Raw genomic sequence first — 19,358 nt, 5'->3', positions numbered from 1 at the left:
TGTCTCAGTCTCTTTCTTATCTTATTAATTCCAAATAGCGCTTACCCATTCAGGGTGGTCAATAAATGGATTTCGGTTATGCTGATAATCTGAGTAAATAATCTCATTACGACGTCGCTCAGAAGCGTCTACAGGGTCCTGTTGATGCCACTGTAACAACACTGACAGCTTACCATGGTACGGAGCACTTCCGTTGTTTACCACATTATTCAACTCTAAATCCGGCTCATCGCTTACATCACCTTCATAACGAACAGCCATATAAAATAGCATACGGGCCACGTCACCTTTTACCTCATCGCGAGGCTCCCAAGAGTCACTATCATAGTAGTTGCCAAGCGCTTCAGTATGCTCTTTGCCACCGTTATCAAAATCTAAATTATTACGCGTACTGTTAACTGACATATCCGTTGGACGTAAATGGTGAATATCAGTTCCTGCTCCCATTGATGTTCCAAAATCTCCATGCGACTTTGCCCAAACGTGTTCTCGGTTCCAATCATTTGAACCTGATCCGTTTGTAAACTTCCCTTGAGAACGCCCTGTATAAAGTAAGATAATATTATTAGAATTAGTAGGATCTTCATCTGTTTTACGAAGTGCATCCCATACTGCTGAGTATGAAATTTCTGTATGATCATCAATGATGTTATGTAATGCTGATTTTAATTCAGTCCCCGTTTTTCCTTCAGCAGGTGAATAATACTCTTCAACAGATGAAGCGGGTGGATTTGTTGGTTCAGTTGGATCCGACGTGCCGCTTGTTTCCTTTGACATCATCGTTACATTTTTTAAGCCTGGGTGTGAAAAATAAGCTGTTAAGTTTCCAGTCGCTGCAATTTGTTTTCCTTTTAGCGTTGGATTTGTTTGTAGTCCAAATCCTGAACGAAACGTAGACGAGATTTGAACATAAAGCATTTTAGATGGATTAGTTTCAGTTGGCGTATCCGCAATTGCTAGTGCATAGTCATTTGGATAATTACTCGTTACAACTGTAGTGGTGCCAGTTGGTTGCCCCACAACGTATCCTTCTACCGTTTGAATGGAATTATTTTGCGACGAAATGGCTTGTGAGACGCTGATTGCAGTTGCAGCTTTCGGGTGCTGCAGTGGCAAGCCGCTAATAACTAGCGCTACTAATAAAGTAACTAGAAACAACACCTTGTACAAAGGAGCAGAACTTTTCTTCAACATCATTTCCCCCTATGGAATTATTATTTGACTCTTTTTATTATAGTTTTCAAACGTTAAAATTTTTGTAGGAATTTGTTAAATTTTCTAGGGAAAAGGAATCAATCTTCTTTACAAGTCTTTCTTCTCATAGAAAAGGTCTGCTTCTTCCAAATGAAGTGTGATATAATCAACCGAATATAGAAATCATAGACTAGACAGTCTAATTTGAAATGAGGTTACTGAATGCTTACTTTTGACGAAAAACTATCCGTTATTACGTCTTTCTCTGAACTAGAGCGTAAAGACGTTTCGCTTGGACGCGTAAATTTTCAATACAATGAAAGTGTTTATGATAAAAAGAATGTGGTGTATCACTTGCACCCAAATGGAAACGGATTTGTATACGCTGGTCACCTTTCTGGCTATGACACAAATGATAAAGGCCTTGTGAATATCCGTGAGTTTTCACAGGAAGAGCTGCGTACAATTATCGAGCAGTCAATCAATAGTCTTTCTCACCGCCCTGAGCACGAAATGATTGAAGAAGCTGTAATCGGAGACGGCCGCGAGCAGCGCTGGCACGGTCCCGAAGGAGCTACGTTATTACTGGTACATGAAGATTCACTATGGAACATTTATGCTGGATTGAATTTAGAAGCTGCGTTTGAATCATATGAAGAAGCAGAAGACTATCTAATGGATGAAGGATTTAGCCGCTTGCGAGATTAATTTATAAATGAAAAGACGCCGCGTTCTTAATAAAAGAACGCGGCGTCTTTTATTCATTCTGCCCATTTATCTGAGCTGGTTTTAGCTTTGGAATAAGCACCGTAAATAATAAAACTAATCCAATTCCAATCAACAATATATACACCCACTGTAGTTTTAATCCTGTTTCCTCCGGTACATCTTGTACTGAGGAAGACTGAACAGGTGACTCAGTTGAAGTGAACAAACCATATTTATTAACTTGAGATTGAATGGAGTGGTTTGTTGTTGAATCATTTAAAAATAAAGAGCTTTTTAACGAAGGCTTTTTCTCTTCATCAGTAAATGGGATTCCTCTTATTTCCTCAGGAATGTTTTCTACTTCTCTTTTCGTTTGACCAAGAGAATCGGGATTGAGCTTTATTTGCTCATCTTGAAAAATATTGGGTGCTAGATCTTGCACCTGTGTTTGCGTGTCATTCGCTGCGTATACGTTTGAAGTAGATAGAAAGAGAAGAACCGCTAAAAGTGCGATTCTTCCTATCATATTATGCTTCATACGTTTCATCACTCTCTGCTTGTTTATCCTTAGATGTCAGCATACGAATGATAAACGGAATAACCGTTAACACAGCAGTTAGTCCAAGCAGAATAGTAGTCGCTTCTGCAAATAGAGAAGTCGTTTCGTACTGAATTGACATATATACTTTTGAAACCGGATCTTCGTAATTGAAGTTTGGCATTGCTAGATTTAATAGCGGCGTGATAAAGAATAAAATCATCAGCACTGTTGCAATCCAACCTACGAAATTACCGATTAAGAAGGCTCCTCTTACAAGAGTTGAAGCTAATAGTAATAGTACAATCGTGAAGATAGACCATTCCATTGCTCTTTCTCCTGACAGTGAGTAAATATTTAAGCTGAATGTACTAATCATTAAACCAACAATCATCACCAGTAGTCCGAATAGTGATCCTCTTACAAGAAGAGGCGCGTTTTTGTAGTAGTGACTAAAGTATCCTATTAATAAACTGCTGATAAGGATAATAACAAGAAGTACAACAGGTGGAACAGTCTTTGTCTTTTCTGCTGGTACCTCACCGCTTACCTGTAGCGGATTTGCAAGGTAGTCATAGACATAATCGTTGTTTTGGCCATCTACTAACGTGTTGTTTAATAGACGATATACTTGGCCACGCACAAGCTTCGTTGAATCTACGTTTTGTGACCATTTGTTATTAAGCGTATCCGCTTGATCCTGTACTTCGTTAACTTTCTCCTGCAGTTCACCCGTATACTCTACAACGCTTGATTGACGTTCACCAAGAGTTGAAATCAAATCATTCATTCCTTTTAGCTCTTGACCCATACTCTTTTGAAGAGTAATAAGACTTGAAACGTCTGCATTCTCTTGTGTTGGAGCTTCAACTGCACTTTCAGAAGCTACGTTTTGAAGCGTTTCATTCATTGATCCTGCCTTTTCTTGAAGAGCTGATAAGCTTTCAACAATAGATGCTTGCTCCCCTTCAATTAGCTGGCCATAAGAATCAGTAAACTGTTGAATAGATGAAGAGAATGAATCTATTCCTTCTGCTGTTGATAATAAGTTATTTTGCAGCTGCTTGCGAATAACACTTGGCTGCTCATCTCCGTAAAGAATTGCTTGAATGCGCTGACGCGTGCCTTCATTTTGCAGCACAACGTCTTGAAGATCTTCGTTACTTCCTCGACTTAAGGCTAACTCATACTGTGAAAGATCTCCATAATATTGGAGAAGCTTTGACATATTCTCTGTTTGAATACCTGGAGCAAATAGTTCAGCCAACTTTTGTTTTCTGCTTTCAGATAGCTGACTTGAGGATAAAATTTTATCTTCTTTATCAGTAATCATGCTAACAACGGTTTGCACGTCACCATTAGGCTGATTATTGATTTCTTCTAACTGCGCTACGCGTTCTCTTAGCGCTTCGTTGACAGCTAACAGCTCTTGAATTTGCTTTTGAAGTTCTTCTTTTCCGTCATTGTCATTGTTGTTTGATGGGGGAACTTCAACCGTTACGTTTTCCAACTGGTCACTTACACCTTGTAAGCGTGTAGAAAAGTCTGCAATCTTTTGTTGCGTATCGGCCACACCTTCATTTTGCTCTTCTTCTGGTAAAGCAGCAAGATTCTCACTCCACGCTTGAAGGTCGTTCTTCATCCCTTGAAGCTGTTGGCGTTGACTCTCTAAGTCAACAGGAACTGTTGTAGGAGACTCTTCGCCAGTTTCTGACAGCGTCTCACCCTCTTCATCTTCTGGAATTACCGGATTATCTTCTATTGGTGGTAAGGTCTCACCCTCTTCTTCTTTTGAAGGTGCTATCTCTAGCTCTTTTCGAAGCGTGGACAGCTTGCTTTGTACTTCGTTTAGCGTTGTTTGCTCAGTTACTTGGCTGTACTGGCTGAGTAAATCCTGATTTAAACGATTGAGTTCGTCCTGCTGTCCAGACGTTTTATCTTTTGTCGCTTCCTGCAGATTATCAGCAATTTGCTTGTTTTCATCGATTTGCTGCTGAACGTTTGAAAGCTTCCCAAACACTTTCCCTGCTTCACTTTCAAACTGCTCGCGATCGCCGTTTTGTCCTTCAGAAATCATCGCGATTCCTTCTTGAATATCGCCCACACTTTCCGTTTGAGCTTTTAACAGCATTTCTTTTTGCTTTTCTTGGTACATTTTGTATTCTTCAACGTATTTAATAAAATTTGTCAGGTTTTCTTCAACCTGCTGCACATCATTTTTACGTTCACTTGAGCCTTCTTCCGCACTTTTTACATTTGTTTGAATTTGCTCAAGAATTTTCTTTTGGTCATCAATTTCACCAGCTAGATTTTTAGAATTAGGTTTATAGAAAGCTACCATTGTGTTTTGGAAAGCAATCTCTTTTTCTAAAATTTTATCAAACTGACCTCTAACCTTTTCAACTTCTTGCGATACATAGCTCCAATAAAGAGAAGACATATCACTGTTTACTTTGGCCGTCGCATCCTCTAGCTCACGAACGACTTTTTCTTTGTTAACTGCATTCAATTGATTTTGAACTTTATATTGGAAAGTGGCTTTCTGAGGTTTCTCTTGGTCATACGTCAAAATATTCTCTGAGAAGTTCGATGGAATATAAATTACCGCATCGTATTTACCACTTTGTAATCCATTTGTAGCTGCGCTTCGACTTAGGACCGTCCAATCGTAATCTGAATCCTTATCTAATATGGCTGCCACTCGTTGTCCAAAACGAATAGGCTCTTCACCTTTTTCTTCCTCCACACCAATATCTTCATTTACAACAGCGATGGTTCTTGTTGCATTTTCAGTTACTTTCAGTGGGTTATCACCAATATATTGAAAGAAAAGGGAAGGAAACCCTAAGATGAAAATGACAGCTACGATTACTTTAAGCGTATATTTTCGCTGTTCCGTCATATTAGAACCTTCCTTTCACTCATACATAAGGGAATTTGAATACGCGTCGCTTTATTGTCTTTTACGTAATATCCAAACCCTGGGTTTACATCTGCTTCTTTGCGATCATAGTTTAGGTTAATCAGGTTTTGCTCTGATTTTTTCATTAATAAAACGGCTTGGCGTATTTGCTTCATTTCAGTGGTTAACACATCAAAGCCTTTAGAGAAGTCATTTTGACTTCCTGATGCAACAATATTAAAGCCAACATGACTATAGTTTTTAATAAGCTTTGTAATGCGATCTTGCATCAAGGTATCAATGGTTTGCTGGAATCGTCCAAACCCATCAATCATAAGAAGTATTGGTGTAAATGTTAAGTCACCAACGGTTCCATCATGAATGGCTTCTAAATAGCGCTCTTCTCGTTTTTGCAGCTTTGCTTCCGCTCCTTCTATCCACTGCATAATTTGCTCTTTCGTCTCAATGTATACAATTTCATCTTCCGTGGCATAAGATGAAAGGCCACGATCGATTGCATCAAATAAACCAATTTGACGAATCCCCTGCGCAAGAGATGTTTGTAGCATCACTTTAAGGACGTTTGTTTTTCCTTTTTGTGTCGGCCCCAGCACGAGACAATGTTTGTTCTTCATTAAGTTTAAGTGCACTGGACGAACAAACTCTTCATCTAATCCGAGCGGAATAACACCACTTTCTCGTACGATACGGTGATCCGTCATAAACTCATGCAGTACAAGTTTAGGTTGTAACATTGGCACTTGTTCTGGTAATTCAATACCTGCATATTTCTCTTTCAGAACCTGAACTTGATTTTTGATGTTATCAAGAATCGCGAAGTCATCCTCACCTTCAGCGGGCAGGAACATCTGTGAAAAATAAGACGTATCCGTTTTAATAACCGCACGACCAGGTATTGCTTCTAGAGCATAAGGAATGCGTCCTAAGATTGTGTATGATTCTGAGCTATCCATTAAATAGTGAACAACCTTGGTTTTTAAGTTATTCATAAGCGACTGGCGCACAGAGTTAATTCGCGTTGCCGTAAAAATCATATATACGCCAAGCGACTGGCCGTCACGGACAAGCTGCGTAAATTGCATCTCTAAATCTTGCATTTCTTCTTTTACAAGATCAAAATTATCAATCGTGATAAAGATAAGCGGAAGCTTCTCTTGAGCAATTCGGTTATACATCTTTATGTTGCTAACCTCTGTGTCTTGGAATAGCTGCTTGCGCTCGGATAGCTCGTGCTTAATAATCTTCATGAACTTTTCAATCTTACGTCCTTCATCCATTAAGAAATAATCAGCAGTGTGCGGAAGCTGGCGTAATGGAAGCAGCGTACCATTTCCAAAATCAAAGATATAGTAGTGTAGCTCATCTGGCTGATAGCGCTCAGCGAAGCTAAGCATAAGCGTCATCGCAGTGAATGATTTTCCATAGCCCGATGAACCAAATACGCCGATATTGCCATCTTCCATCATTTCGTATGCATATGGCGTTTGGCTTTGTTTTTCAGGCTCATCTACAAGGCCAATATAGAATTTCTCCCTCTCTCCTGTTTGGAAAGCAGAGCGATATAAACGATTTTCTAGCGGAGGGAGCCATGGGCTTCTTAATCGATTAATTCCTAAATTATGTTGAACTTCTTCAATTCTTTCTACAATCACGGCGATTTCCGGCTGAGCACTTTTCCTTTTCGTTTGCTGTGATGATACGTCAGAGAGTGGAATTAGCCCTAAGTCTGTTACGATGGCCACTTCATCTTCCGTTCCATACACATCATCTTGTTGATATGGTGCTCCGCTCCAAGCAGATTGGAACAGTTCGTATACTTCGTTATTACCAACTTGTAAATAACCTCGACCTGTCACCGTAATCGAAGCCGCATCAGCATTTTTTAGAATCTCTTTACTATCTGTTGCGTCTTGTACTTTTAGAGCTACTTTAAACCTTGCGTTACTCCAAATTTGCTCATCGATAACTCCACCTGGCTTTTGTGTGGCCAAGATCAAGTGAACGCCTAAGCTACGTCCAATACGAGCGGCGCTGACAAGCTCTCGAATAAATTCTGGCTCTTCACTTTTTAATTCAGCAAACTCGTCTGATATTAAGAATAAGTGTGGCAGCGGCTCTTCAGCAGCTCTCTGCTTATACAAGTCTGTATAGTCATTTATGTGATTAACTTCGTACTGATCAAATAAGCGCTGGCGTCTTTTCAACTCACTTTTAATGGAGGCCAAGGCACGCGTACTGAAATTTTTACTACCTTCTATATTCGTGATGGTTCCAAGCAAATGTGGCATATTCTTAAACGGCTGTGCCATTCCTCCACCCTTGTAGTCAATCAATAAAAATGCGACTTCATGAGGATGGAAATTGACAGCTAACGATAGGATATACGTTTGTAAAAATTCACTTTTACCTGAACCTGTTGTTCCAGCTAGTAACCCGTGTGGACCGTGCGCTTTTTCATGTAGATTCAGCTCAACCAGATCCTCTTTTCCTTTTAAACCGATTGGTACAGCCAATGACTTGGCCGACTCATTCGTATGCCAGTTTCTCTCAATTGGCAGATCAGCCACTTCCTTTGCTTGGAATAACTCCAGAAAGGACACGCTGTCTGGAATAGAGTTAGTCATTCCCATTTGATGATCTAGCGTTCGCAGCATGCGAGCGAACGCTTCATTATCCTCATTACGGTGTTCATCAAGGTGAAATGAAATATTAACTGCCTTTTTCTTTTGAATTAAAATGTCTCCCTCTTGTTCATTAATATAACGAATAAGAGTGTGAACATTATCCGATAAACTTTCCTTTGTTTCAGCTCCAAAGATTGTAGAGAAGCCAAGATACGGATGCTCCCCTTCTAGATATTCTAAGATTACGTGATCTGTAATAAGCTGTTGGTTCGTAACAATGAATACCAAGTGAGGTAAAAACACACCGTTGCCTTTCTCTTCATCCAAGTCTCTTTCGCGCAACAGTTCATAAATAGAGGATAAAAGCTGGTCTCTTGTTTTTTCATTATAAATAAAGCCTTTGGCGAACGAATGAGGCAGTTGAAAATGCGGAAGCCACTTCATCCATTCCCAATCCTTATATTCGTTTTCATCAAAGATAAAGATAAAGCGAACATCATGATAGCTATGAGCAAAAGCAAGCTGACCAATTAACTGATGAAGCTCACGCTTAACTGTTTTCGATTTACCAATTAAACCAATGGCTCCGTTTTCTAACTTCGCAGTGATTGGCGCCTGAGAAACTTCACGATATACCTTTTCTATGTGCTGGGACTGTTCAAGCAGATCGTCAATTTCTCTATTAGCCATATCTCCTGTATTTAAGGAAATTTCATAGCTAGAGGGTACTGTCCCGGTACCAAGACGTATTTGAAGAAAATCGCTACTATCTAGCGTTCGTTCCCAAATACGGTCAGAGATATGATTGGTTAAATACTTCATTCGCTCAAACGTTGGAAAATGGTAATGAAGCACTTTTCCTTGCGATTCAGCTAGTTCCTGAAGCTCCGTTCGCTTATTTTCTAAATACTGCGTGTAAATACGGCGACGACGTTCTTGGCGCTTTTTACGCTGCTTTTTATCTCGGAAATATTGCACTGTTGAGACAACAAGCGTCGTCGTAAACATCATCACAGAAATAATAATAAAGATTCCACGCGGTTGAATAAGTGCTACGGTCCCCATAACAAGAAGCATAACAAGCGGTGGCAAGATTGTTAGCCACAAGCTTCGGTTGTTATCATCGCCATCCTGAGCTGGGAACGATAAATGCACTTTTTCATCGGGCAGCTCATAAATCATCCGCGGCGTACGGCGATAAACAGGATATTTTTTTTTCATTTCAGAAATAGGCTGTTTCGACTTAGGAAGCTTCGTAAAAAACTCATCAAAACGATGAACCTTTAATAAATCATGTTCAAGTAATTCAATTGTAACCGCACCCCATGTAATCACATCGCCAAGCTTCAGCTTGGTCACACTTGAAATACGCTGGCCGTTTACAAATACGGCACCATCTTTTGGAAGGATTCGCCATGTTGCTTTAACTTTCAGCAAAGAAAATTCCTTGCTATTATGTACAACTAGCTTCTTGTTGGGCTGATATACATCTGCTGTCTCGTCAACGGTTGAGAAGTTGACCTCATGATAATAATCTATATAGTACGTATCTTCCTGCAGCTTTGCAGGACTCAGCACAAATCGAAGTTCTTGATTACTTTCTTGTAGGGTGATAGAGTCGTAATAACTCAGTTGACTCAGTTCGTTATCACCTTGAGAAATAACTACTCTTTGATCTTCTGTTGTCGATATAGTAACGACTCCTTTTTCAAATGGATAGGAAGAAAAAGTCACCGTCTCTTTCGAACTATTACCTACAGTTGCTTGGCGAAAGTTATCAAAGTTAATCGGCAGTTGCTGATAAGTCGTTCCGCTAAAAACCCATAAAATGCTCATCTGTCCACCTCCTAGGATGCTGGTTTATCCGGCGAATCTGAGTTAGGAGCAGGCTTTTCATCTGCTTTGTCATCTTTATTTTGCTCAACTTCTTTTTCAGACTGCTTATTATCTGCAGGCTCAGACTGCTTTTGGTTCTCCTGCTGCTCATTTTCAGCTGACTCTTCAGCTTGCTTTTCCTCTTCTTCAATCTGTGATTCAAGCTCTTCAATTTCACTTTGAACTGGATCTAATTTCTCTTTTCTTTCATCGCTTGCAAGACTTTCATCTGCTTTTAACTGATGTTCATATTTATAAAGACCGTATAAAATCAAGCTTCGATCTTCTAATAAGCGTGCTTCTTCTAAAGCCTGCTCATTTTCACCTCGACCGATATGAATCCAATAGCTTAAATATTTATCGTCTGATTGAAGCGTAACCGTATTTTGAATGACTTCTTTTTGTTCTTCACTTAATGACTCATTCGTTAAATAAGCTAGAGCTAGCTCATACTGAACAACTTTGGGCATTTCTTTTACTTTATAATCTTCCAGCTGCTCAATAACCCCACTATACTCTTGCTGTAAAAAAGCTTCATTACTACTCACGAATGCCTCTTGCTTTGGCTGTAAGAAAAACGTGGAATAAAACGTATAAATTAAAGCAGGAACTAAGAGCACCGTTACGCCAATTGATGCAAAGCGAAAGATGGTCCACTTTTTCTTCGGGACGGTTACAACTGTTTTTCGCACTTCTTCTACTGTCGTTAGCTGTTGTCTAATAATAGTTAAAAGCTCATTTAAGTCGGCAGCATTTATTAATTTAGAAGCAACCTCTGATAGCTGAATCGTTTCATGCAATTTTAAATACTGAATAAAGCTATATTTGGAATCAACAAGTGCAGCAATTGTCGCTTTTACTTCCACTAGCTCACGAGCCGGATCATATTCATATGGTGGAATGCTTTCTTTAATTCCATAGTGTAAGAAAGCAGGTGTTAAACTTGCGTCAAACATTAAGTTTTCTGGACAAACCACAAGGTGAAACCTTGTAAAACTATGATTTTGTATAGATTTTACAAGCTGATAAGCAAACTGCCACTTTTGTTCTTCCGTCTTTTTCTTAAAAAAAGAAAATGGAACAAACGCTTCTGATGGCTGAATTTTCACGTGAAGCTCGTCTTCACTTACGATGATTTCACGAGTGAAGTCCGAGTGCATCTCTTTTAACATATCAACTTCTATGCCATCATTTAGCTTTATCTTTTCTTTTTGGAAGATAAATGTATAGCCTTCTTCTTTGTCACGAATAATAGACGCTTCCAATAAGCTTTCTAAGTAAGTTGGTTTCTTTTCTGCCATTTTAGTAAGCTCCTTCAAAGAATTTCAATGCAATCACCGCTCGAAATGCCACATTCATTTAGTTTTTGATGGCCTGCAAATACTAGGTTTTTATTTGGAACGCGAACCCAATATCCTTCTTTTGGTGTGCTTGAAATTTTTTTAGCTTGCCATGCAATTTCAATCACTTTTTTTACAGAATGATAGTCTGATAGTCTTAAATCAAACCGCTCACCCGTATAGTGTTTTAGATCGATGGTCACTTCAATATACATATGATCTCACCTCAAAACATAGAAAAAGCGCCGTCATCTAAAAAAATGGGGCGCTCTTTTTATCTTATCACTCTCTATATGAGCAAGTTAACCGCGAATTTGGCTAGCGATTTGGTTGTCTGTATCTTCAAGAACGTTTGCAGAATCATCAAGCTGTTTAGCAATTTTGTTTAACAGATTCGACATTTCTACGAAAGATGGCTTTAGCTCTTCATATTGAGCGATAAATGCTTGGCTAGAAGAACCTTCCCACATATCTTGTAACTGATTTCTCATCATATCAAGGCGACCAACTAGGTCTTGAACTTGCCCACTTTCATTATTATAGCGAGCAGCCATTTCACGAAGTTCTGCTGGAGTAACACGAATGATTCCTGACATCGATTTCTCTCCTTATGTATCGTTATAGATTTACTTTAATTGTAAGAAAAAATAGGGTTGAAGGTCAAAGAGAACTTGTAAAAACTAGAAAAAATAAGAATATATATCTACGTATACCCCTAAAAAATGACAATAAACCTCATAAAACAATGAATTTTATCACAGTAAATATGGCATAAACAGAGACAATTATACCTATATATTGGAAATATATTCATTTATCATACAGAAAAAGCTAACAATTAATATGAAATTTGTTAGCTTCTACTACGATGAAAAATAGTTAAAAAGATTCTTATTTTCTTTTAGCATTTTTAACTCTTCTGGAATAAGTAGTTTCGAAAGTGGAGTATCTGGATTTAGTAAAATCGCCGTATTATCGTTTATCTCTTGCAATAAATCAGAAAATTTAATGACCGCAGCCTTCTCTTTTGATAGCATCTTTTGGAATGGATAATAAGATGAAAAGGCAGGTAAATATAGTTTTTGATTTTTTTCCATTACTCGGACACGCTTGTAAAAATCAACAGACTGTTCATTTCCTGATACTTCGATACATAACAGTTCACTTTTCATTAGCTCTTCATAAAAATGGCCAATTTCTCGATTATCTTTCATTGCTTCAATTAAAGCTTTTTCTAAGGCATTAAAAGAACTACCCATATTTTTCAGTTCCATGCTGTATATTTTCTAAGTCGTTAAATGGTTTTATCCGAGAAGCCTGTTGACTAGTTAACTGCCTTTCGGACAAACCGTATGTTCCTCGTTTATTCATTTGACCTTATCACACCTCAAGCTGTACAAATTTTTCATAAATTAAATCGCATGTTTCTCTATTTGTAACACCGTAGCGATTAGTCTACGTTAAGGTTTTTCATAAAGAGCGCAATATTTATCACTTCATTCATTCCCTGCAAAATCGCTATGCTGAGCTACGTTTTTTCCTTCTTCTGTTTTTTGAATGCCTTTACCACCTAATATGCTTAAACCCATTTGAATAACACCGTATGTAAAAAACTCTGTACGGGTATGCAAATCACCGTGCGCTACTTTTTCTTCCCATGAATTTGAAAGGGATGACCACATCATGTCGAGCGTCTCTAAAGGGTGAGTAATTTCAGCTCGCATTGTTTCAAAGGTTTCCCACTCTGAAATAGACTTAACGCCTTCCCATGTATCCTTAACCCCTGTTGTAGCCCCATCCCACACGTTGCTCCAAAATTCTGTCCATCCGCCAGATAGCTCATCTGCTTCTTTTAGTTTTTCAGCTGTTTCGCTAACGAGCGTATACGCACTTTCAGTTAATGATTCAATTTTCCCAATAATCTGCTGGATTTCCTCTTGCAAATTTAGAATAGACTCAACGTTAGCTACCGATAAAAAGTGCAGATTCGTAGATTCCCAACTTAAACGCTGCAAAGCATCATCCGCTTCTCCTCTCGAGTGCTTAATGCGCTCTGAAAATCGCTCCAAGTCTTCGAAGTTCACTTTAATTTCCATTTGTACACCCTCTTTCCCATGGATATTTTCCATTTTCCTATATTAAAAGTTTACTAAATAGCCTCTGCTTCTTCTCTTAGTCTTGACATTTCGTGATGCAATGAACGATATAATTCATCTCGAACGTCATATAAACGATAAGCTGCCTGTAGGATTTCATTATTAACATTCTCGTAAGAATCTTTCGAACGGCCAGACCATTCAGAAGTATACTGTTGATGAGCACTCTGAAGGGCATATAGCATTTCTTCAAATTGATTAATAATTTGTTGTACCGTCTCCAAATACAGCTCAAGCTTTTCAACATCTCGATTATATTCCATTCGCTTCCTATTACGATCCATATCGCCAAAGAAGTCATCCATTGCATCAATCAAAATATCCCACGTCCTTATTCCTTTATTATTAGAAGTCTCTTAAAGTAATGTTAAAATAAGGTTATCCAAAACGAAATGCATCATTTAAACTATTTTCAATAATAGGATAATGTATCTATATGATTTTTTACCCAAAATAAAACAACGCCCGTTAGCTTGTAGGCGTTGCTTTTTAAACTCTTATTACTTTATCACAACAAAAATTCTTTTCAAGAAGGAAATAAAAGGATTACTTCTTTTTAGTCTGTTTATGCTGATATGTTTTTTTGTTTGTCTTCTTTCTTGGTTTGTAGCTCTCTCGTTTCTCTTGCTTCGTTCCTTCGGCTACAATTTCACCCATATATAATTCTTTCTTTACCAGCTTAATCTTTAGCTCACGAGCAATTTGTTTTAGTTCTCTCTCTTCACGCTCCGTTACAAGTGAAATGACCGTTCCTTCAGCTCCTGATCTTCCTGTACGCCCTGATCTGTGTACATATTGTTCAACACTTTGAGGAATATCCACATGAATAACATGTGAAAGCTCTTTAATATCAAGACCACGTGCAGCTACGTCCGTTGCTAATAAGATTGGAAATTCACCTTTACGAAATGACGTTAACACCTTTGAGCGATCAAGCTTTCGCGTTTCACTATGAAGCGATCCTACGTTCAGCTTTTTAAATTTTAGCTTTTCTTCAAAAATAGATAACGTTTCAATCCCTTTGAAAAAAGCTAGAGCTTTCATTGGTCCCTGATGCGCAAGCTTACGAAGTACTTCTACTTTATCTCGACCTTCACTTACGATATACATATGCTCAACTTTTGGAGCAGGAAGTTCATCTCGGGTTACTTGAACGAAAAGAGGATCATTCATTAATTCCTGAGCTAATGTTTGCGTATGCTGTGATAGCGTTGCTGAAAACACGAGAAGCTGACGATCACTTGGGGCCATTTTAACAATACCTTGTACTGTTTGAATATGTTCAGGTACAAACAGCTGGTCAGCTTCATCAATGACAATCGTTTTTACTTCGTGCATCTTCACTTTTTTCATTTTAATCAGCTCTTGAATGCGCCCAGGCGTTCCAACAATTAGGTTAGGACGTTTTTTCAACTTTTCAACTTGACGCTTAATGTTTGCTCCACCGATAAGCGCTGCGCTAGAAATTCCGCTTCCCTGGCCCCATGTTTGAATCTCACCATGAATCTGCATAACAAGTTCATGGGAAGAAGCTAAGATAACCGCTTGAATATGAGAAGGTCCTGGCTTAAGGTCATGTAAAATTGGAAGTAAATAAGCAAGAGTCTTACCAGTGCCTGTTGGCGACTCACCCATTACATCTCTTTTATTTAAAATTTCTGGTATAGCTTTTGTTTGAATAGCCATTGCTTGTTCAAAGCCTGCCTTCTTCCACGCTTCTTGCAAGAACGGCTGTAGCTGTTCGATAAATTGACTCATATCTTTTCTCCTTTGTCGTTCATCTATTATAAATGCCTAAAGCATCCGTTTCATCTTCAATAGAAGTCCCACCTATGATACACTATTGATTCGTTGAAATACAATGCTTCACGTGAGTATTCATAAGAAAAGCATTGAAAATGCGTCAAAACAACGCATTTTCAATGCTCTTTTCTTGGAACTATCTTAAGATTGGAAGCTTCATTGTAATGGCGGTCCCTACACCAGGGGCGGACCTTACAACAATATGGCCACCATGGAGCTCACAAATCGCTTTGGCAATGTTCATTCCAAGACCTGACCCTTCTTTTTTTCACTTGTATTCGTGCCTCGGTAATAGCGCTCAAAAAGATTTTCTAGTACGGATTCATCGATATCTACTCCATCATCCTTCACTTCTATAGAAATAAATTCTGTTTCTACAGAAATCGATAGCTTAATAGTTATGTGAGGTGGGTTATGCTTGATTCCATTAAAAATGATATTATCAAGCATTCTCTCAAACCAACGCTTATCTACTTGTTCCAAACGGTTATCTGCACCACTATTTTTTATGGATATGGCCTAGGACAATTCGGAACATTTGGCATGATTAAAGGTATTGCACTATGTACGACAATCTATTTCATTCAGCTCGTTTCCAGCTTGCTTTATTTACGTAAGTTTAAAGTCGGCCCTGTAGAACAGCTGCTTCGTATGTGGACGAATTTATCATGGAGTGGCAAAGCAAAAATGAAGAAGAAAACATTCATAGATGATAGTAAACAGTCTGTGATTTAATCGATTAACTAATGAAAAAGAACCCTCCTTCATAAAGGCGGGTTCCTTACATGTTCTACTCACTAGCTAAAGGCATTGACACCGTTACCAATGTTCCTTTTCCCTTTTCACTTTCAAACTCAATCTGACCTTGATGACGCTCGATAATTTTAAAACAAACGGCTAGTCCCAATCCTGTACCTGCTTCTTTTGTTGAATAAAAAGGTGTGCCAACTTGTTCAATTCTCTCTTCACTCATGCCAATTCCCGTATCCCGAAACTGAATAACGGCACTACCTTCTTCTTCAGCTAACGTTACAATAATCTCACCTTGATTAATTATTGCTTCGATACTATTTTTAATAATATTAATGAATACCTGCTTCAACTGATTAGGATCTGACATAACGTACAGGTCCCGCTTTGAATCATAATGAGCAACGAGAGAAATATTATTGAAATTTGCTTGCGCTTCCATTAAGATTAACACTTGCTTCAATACTTCATTTAAGTTAGTTACTTCAAAAGCTACATGCTGTTTTTTACCTAAAATCAGCATTTCACTAGAAATTAAATTAATTCGGTCAATTTCAGCCATCATGATGTCTAAGTAACGATCATCCACTTGCTTTGTGGCCTGCATCACTTGTACAAATCCCTTTAATGAAGTCAGCGGATTTCTTACCTCATGGGCAACGGCAGCTGCTAGCTGGCCAATTACAGACATTTTCTCAGAAGCAATCATAAGCTCTTCATCTCGACGATAGTTCGTAATATCTCTAGCAATCATAAATACGCCGACTACTTGGCCGTTGACGATAATTGGTAATAATGAGCTTCTTAATAGTCGAACTTGACCTTGTTGGTTCACAATCTTTAATTCATATTTAGCGCTTTTGCCTTTTAAAACATTACGAAAATGTTCATGACAAAGGCTTTGATCATCATCAGCGATTAATTCTGAGGTCTTCATTCCTTTTAGCTGTAATCTTGAATAACCCGTTATTTTTTCACCTTCAGGGTTAGTAGAGAGAACTTGACCTTCTTTACTAATCTCAAATACTGCATCCGGGTTATGCTGAAATAACGATTGATAATGTTCATGGCTAGTTAGAAGTTCATAATCCTTTTTTGATAATTCATCCTGTGATTGAAGCAAATAATATGCACGACGATAGACTAACCCGTATAGAATAATACCTGTCGCCAACATGAAGAACCAGCCTTTATACTGTTGAAAAAAGATATATAATTCAAACTTATCTTGAGCAAGAATACGAGATAACTTATCAGAAATAAGAATCCATACGGCTCCCGTTATAATGTACATCACTGCAATTTTCAGTGCTGCTTTACGAGCATCTTTTATCAATGTTTATCCACCTATTATTTTTATAGTTTATGATATCAGGGTAAAAAAGTAATTTATCTTCAATTAAATCCATTTCTTTACCCTTTATGTTAAACGTTTGCAACTAAAAAAACACCTGTTTTTTTATAAAAATATACTCGCAAAGTGAAAATGTCAGGCAGCGGCTCGTTGGCTCCTATGATAGGTAATTACTTAATACATGCTTTTGCTTCTCATTATAAATGTACGCATAAACAGGGCGACCAATCGTTCCATACGTCATTCGTTCTCCACGAACACCTTCTCGCACTGACTGCAACATCATGCTTCTTTCTTCAAGAATTTTGGCAATGTTTGATGGCTCTAAACCAAATAACGTTCGCTTAATGTAGGTTGCCAATAGGACAGCACCGATAATCCCAACTAATAATCCGAAAAGAGACCCAATTAAAATGCGTCGATGACCTTCCTGAACAGCTTGCTCGACCTGAACCAGTGAAATCCCTACAGCTACCGCACCAATTTGTTCATTACGCTCATTATAAACAGGTACAAACGCTCTTAGTGATTCATCTAACGTCCCTTTTGCAACCGACGTATACCGTTCACCTTTTAGGACTCTTCTTTCATCCCCACCTTCAAAGTGTTTTCCAATTTTAGCTTCGTTGGGATGAGATTGACGAATTCCGTCCATGTTCATGACCACAATAAATAATACACCTAGCTCTTTTTGAATGGAATTAGTATATGCTTGAATATCTTCTGAATTTTCTTCTGCTAAGCCTCTTCTTACCTCACTGGAGTTTGCGACAATTTTAGCCACATCTGTCGCTTTCTCAGCTTTTTGATTACGAACATTTTCCTCAGTTGAGTTACTGACTAATAAATCGGTTAATAATAATGACATTAAAACAACGATACATACAAGTAAATGATGACTGATCGCAGCGTCATTCTTAGCCCTTTGACCATTCGCATCAATCCTTTCTCTTTTTATAGTACACCAAAAAAGCCTTATCCACATGTGGATAAGACTTTTGCCATCAAATTGATATTTATAACTTAGGACCTTTTCGATATTTAAACCATCCCATTTTGTAAAAAGCAAAAACCATAACGCCTACAAGTCCAATCATAATCCCGAGTACAATAAAGTAATTATATTTACCAGCTAGCTCTGGCATATAGGAGAAATTCATTCCATATAAACCTGCGATAAATGTAAGAGGAAGGAAGATAGCTGACATCAGCGTCAGTGTAAACATAATGGAATTCATTCTGTCCGAGTTAATCGACATAAAGCTTTCTCGAATATCATTTGATAAATCTCGACTAGCATTCATGATTTCGATCATATTTAACAGGTGATCATAGATATCATTAAAATAACGCACCTGTTCCTTTTCTTTTAATGCATTTGTGGACATAATACGGTAAATTAAATCACGCATTGGATTTAAAATTCTACGCATTCGCGATAAATCGCTTCGAATATCATATAGATTTCTCATTAGTTCATCCATTGTTTCATTTTTTGCATTGTCTTCAATATCATCAATTTGATCTTCTAATTGGTAAAGTGTTGGAAAGTATTCATCAACTGTATGATCAAGCAGCTCATAAATAATTTCCCACGGATCATTCTCTACGATGTTTGGGTCTTTCTCGACAAGATTTGCCACTCTAGCTACGCTTTTTAACTTATCGACATGATACGTAACAACAAAGTTATCTCCAATAAACGCCGACACTTCTAAGTTTTCTAACTCTTCTTTATGCAGCGCATAATATACTAAAAAATAGTGTTCATCATAAATTTCGAATTTCGCCCTTTGACCTTGGGTTAAACAATCCTCGACGGCAAGTGGATGAAAATCAAATTTCTCTTCAAGGGCTTTCTGCTCTTGTTCTGTTGGGTTATAAAAGTCAATCCAGTACCAATCAATTGACGGATGAGCCTGTAGCTCGTCAATTGTTAAGTTGGTCAAAAGCTCTTCTTTTGTTTTTGCTAAAATTTTAATCATACGAAAACCTCTATTAGTTCTTTGTGAACATTACTGTCTTTTATCTTCAATACTGATATTACCCTGTTTTTATTGCATTCAAACATGCTAACACCTTCCAGATACTGA

General features: G+C 38.1%; 16 protein-coding genes and 1 pseudogene. 2 read left to right on the top strand and 15 right to left on the bottom strand.

The window, feature by feature from the left end:
* Positions 1-24 precede the first annotated feature (24 nt).
* On the bottom strand, positions 25-1,194 hold the full coding sequence (locus BFL01S_RS12510) for an endonuclease (RefSeq protein ID WP_061785863.1): 1,170 nt from the start codon (positions 1,192-1,194) through the stop codon (positions 25-27).
* A 222-nt stretch (positions 1,195-1,416) separates the two neighbouring features.
* On the opposite strand from BFL01S_RS12510, the gene BFL01S_RS12505 reads away from it, so the two are divergent.
* Positions 1,417-1,902, top strand: a complete 486-nt coding sequence (locus BFL01S_RS12505) for a hypothetical protein (protein WP_025907547.1) — start codon at positions 1,417-1,419, stop codon at positions 1,900-1,902.
* A 49-nt stretch (positions 1,903-1,951) separates the two neighbouring features.
* On the opposite strand, the gene essA is transcribed toward BFL01S_RS12505, so the two are convergent.
* From essA to BFL01S_RS12450, 11 genes and pseudogenes are all read right to left on the bottom strand, one after another.
* Positions 1,952-2,428, bottom strand: a complete 477-nt coding sequence (gene essA / locus BFL01S_RS12500) for a type VII secretion protein EssA (protein ID WP_218008536.1) — start codon at positions 2,426-2,428, stop codon at positions 1,952-1,954.
* A 1-nt stretch (position 2,429) separates the two neighbouring features.
* A complete protein-coding gene (gene esaA, locus BFL01S_RS12495; protein ID WP_061785862.1) occupies positions 2,430-5,342 on the bottom strand; it encodes a type VII secretion protein EsaA in 2,913 nt (970 codons plus the stop codon).
* Positions 5,339-9,823: a type VII secretion protein EssC gene (gene essC, locus BFL01S_RS12490; protein ID WP_061785861.1), complete on the bottom strand. Its 4,485-nt coding sequence runs from the start codon at positions 9,821-9,823 to the stop codon at positions 5,339-5,341. The genes esaA and essC overlap by 4 nt, the downstream gene beginning before the upstream one ends.
* An 11-nt stretch (positions 9,824-9,834) precedes the next feature.
* Positions 9,835-11,163, bottom strand: coding sequence for a type VII secretion protein EssB (essB, locus tag BFL01S_RS12485; protein WP_061785860.1), 1,329 nt, complete (start codon positions 11,161-11,163; stop codon positions 9,835-9,837).
* Between the two features lie 14 nt (positions 11,164-11,177).
* The gene (gene yukD, locus BFL01S_RS12480) at positions 11,178-11,417 is read right to left on the bottom strand and encodes an ESX secretion system protein YukD (protein ID WP_025907558.1); all 240 of its coding nucleotides are present in this window, start codon (positions 11,415-11,417) and stop codon (positions 11,178-11,180) included.
* 87 nt (positions 11,418-11,504) lie between these two features.
* A complete protein-coding gene (locus tag BFL01S_RS12475) occupies positions 11,505-11,798 on the bottom strand; it encodes a WXG100 family type VII secretion target (RefSeq protein WP_025907560.1) in 294 nt (97 codons plus the stop codon).
* A 267-nt stretch (positions 11,799-12,065) separates the two neighbouring features.
* Positions 12,066-12,476, bottom strand: a complete 411-nt coding sequence (locus BFL01S_RS12470) for an SseB family protein (RefSeq protein WP_234561914.1) — start codon at positions 12,474-12,476, stop codon at positions 12,066-12,068.
* 222 nt (positions 12,477-12,698) lie between these two features.
* Positions 12,699-13,298: a hypothetical protein gene (locus tag BFL01S_RS12465; RefSeq protein WP_025907564.1), complete on the bottom strand. Its 600-nt coding sequence runs from the start codon at positions 13,296-13,298 to the stop codon at positions 12,699-12,701.
* 53 nt (positions 13,299-13,351) lie between these two features.
* Complete coding sequence (locus tag BFL01S_RS12460) at positions 13,352-13,675, bottom strand: WXG100 family type VII secretion target (protein WP_224840340.1); 324 nt, start codon at positions 13,673-13,675, stop codon at positions 13,352-13,354.
* A gap of 229 nt (positions 13,676-13,904) precedes the next feature.
* The gene (locus BFL01S_RS12455; RefSeq protein ID WP_025907568.1) at positions 13,905-15,116 is read right to left on the bottom strand and encodes a DEAD/DEAH box helicase; all 1,212 of its coding nucleotides are present in this window, start codon (positions 15,114-15,116) and stop codon (positions 13,905-13,907) included.
* A gap of 181 nt (positions 15,117-15,297) precedes the next feature.
* A pseudogene (locus BFL01S_RS12450) lies at positions 15,298-15,611 on the bottom strand (sensor histidine kinase).
* Here BFL01S_RS12450 and BFL01S_RS20025 point away from each other — a divergent pair.
* Positions 15,576-15,896 carry a DUF418 domain-containing protein gene (locus tag BFL01S_RS20025; protein ID WP_082802744.1) on the top strand — a complete coding sequence of 107 codons (321 nt, stop codon included), beginning with the start codon at positions 15,576-15,578 and terminating at the stop codon, positions 15,894-15,896. The pseudogene BFL01S_RS12450 and the gene BFL01S_RS20025 overlap by 36 nt on opposite strands.
* Before the next feature lie 55 nt (positions 15,897-15,951).
* Here the strand turns inward: BFL01S_RS20025 and BFL01S_RS12440 are convergent, their stop codons facing one another.
* The 3 genes from BFL01S_RS12440 to corA form a co-directional block, all read right to left on the bottom strand.
* Positions 15,952-17,247 (bottom strand): ATP-binding protein, encoded by a 1,296-nt coding sequence (locus BFL01S_RS12440; protein WP_061785857.1) that lies wholly within the window; start codon positions 17,245-17,247, stop codon positions 15,952-15,954.
* A gap of 175 nt (positions 17,248-17,422) precedes the next feature.
* A complete protein-coding gene (locus tag BFL01S_RS12435) occupies positions 17,423-18,250 on the bottom strand; it encodes a sensor histidine kinase (RefSeq protein ID WP_235859229.1) in 828 nt (275 codons plus the stop codon).
* 31 nt (positions 18,251-18,281) lie between these two features.
* The gene (gene corA, locus BFL01S_RS12430; protein WP_025907577.1) at positions 18,282-19,250 is read right to left on the bottom strand and encodes a magnesium/cobalt transporter CorA; all 969 of its coding nucleotides are present in this window, start codon (positions 19,248-19,250) and stop codon (positions 18,282-18,284) included.
* Between the last annotated feature and the right edge of the window lie 108 nt (positions 19,251-19,358).

It is taken from the genome of Priestia flexa NBRC 15715 (assembly GCF_001591565.1).
In the GTDB taxonomy this organism is placed as follows: Bacteria; Bacillota; Bacilli; order Bacillales; family Bacillaceae_H; genus Priestia; species Priestia flexa.
This window is presented reverse-complemented; position numbering and strand designations above follow the sequence as displayed.

Coding starts and splice junctions, on each gene's coding strand:
- BFL01S_RS12510 (WP_061785863.1), bottom strand. CDS start 1,194: ATGTTGAAGAAAAGTTCTGCTCCTTTGTACAAGGTGTTGTTTCTAGTT.
- BFL01S_RS12505 (WP_025907547.1), top strand. CDS start 1,417: ATGCTTACTTTTGACGAAAAACTATCCGTTATTACGTCTTTCTCTGAA.
- essA (WP_218008536.1), bottom strand. CDS start 2,428: ATGATAGGAAGAATCGCACTTTTAGCGGTTCTTCTCTTTCTATCTACT.
- esaA (WP_061785862.1), bottom strand. CDS start 5,342: ATGACGGAACAGCGAAAATATACGCTTAAAGTAATCGTAGCTGTCATT.
- essC (WP_061785861.1), bottom strand. CDS start 9,823: ATGAGCATTTTATGGGTTTTTAGCGGAACGACTTATCAGCAACTGCCG.
- essB (WP_061785860.1), bottom strand. CDS start 11,163: ATGGCAGAAAAGAAACCAACTTACTTAGAAAGCTTATTGGAAGCGTCT.
- yukD (WP_025907558.1), bottom strand. CDS start 11,417: ATGTATATTGAAGTGACCATCGATCTAAAACACTATACGGGTGAGCGG.
- BFL01S_RS12475 (WP_025907560.1), bottom strand. CDS start 11,798: ATGTCAGGAATCATTCGTGTTACTCCAGCAGAACTTCGTGAAATGGCT.
- BFL01S_RS12470 (WP_234561914.1), bottom strand. CDS start 12,476: ATGGAACTGAAAAATATGGGTAGTTCTTTTAATGCCTTAGAAAAAGCT.
- BFL01S_RS12465 (WP_025907564.1), bottom strand. CDS start 13,298: ATGGAAATTAAAGTGAACTTCGAAGACTTGGAGCGATTTTCAGAGCGC.
- BFL01S_RS12455 (WP_025907568.1), bottom strand. CDS start 15,116: ATGAGTCAATTTATCGAACAGCTACAGCCGTTCTTGCAAGAAGCGTGG.
- BFL01S_RS20025 (WP_082802744.1), top strand. CDS start 15,576: ATGCTTGATTCCATTAAAAATGATATTATCAAGCATTCTCTCAAACCA.
- BFL01S_RS12435 (WP_235859229.1), bottom strand. CDS start 18,250: ATGTGGATAAGGCTTTTTTGGTGTACTATAAAAAGAGAAAGGATTGAT.
- corA (WP_025907577.1), bottom strand. CDS start 19,250: ATGATTAAAATTTTAGCAAAAACAAAAGAAGAGCTTTTGACCAACTTA.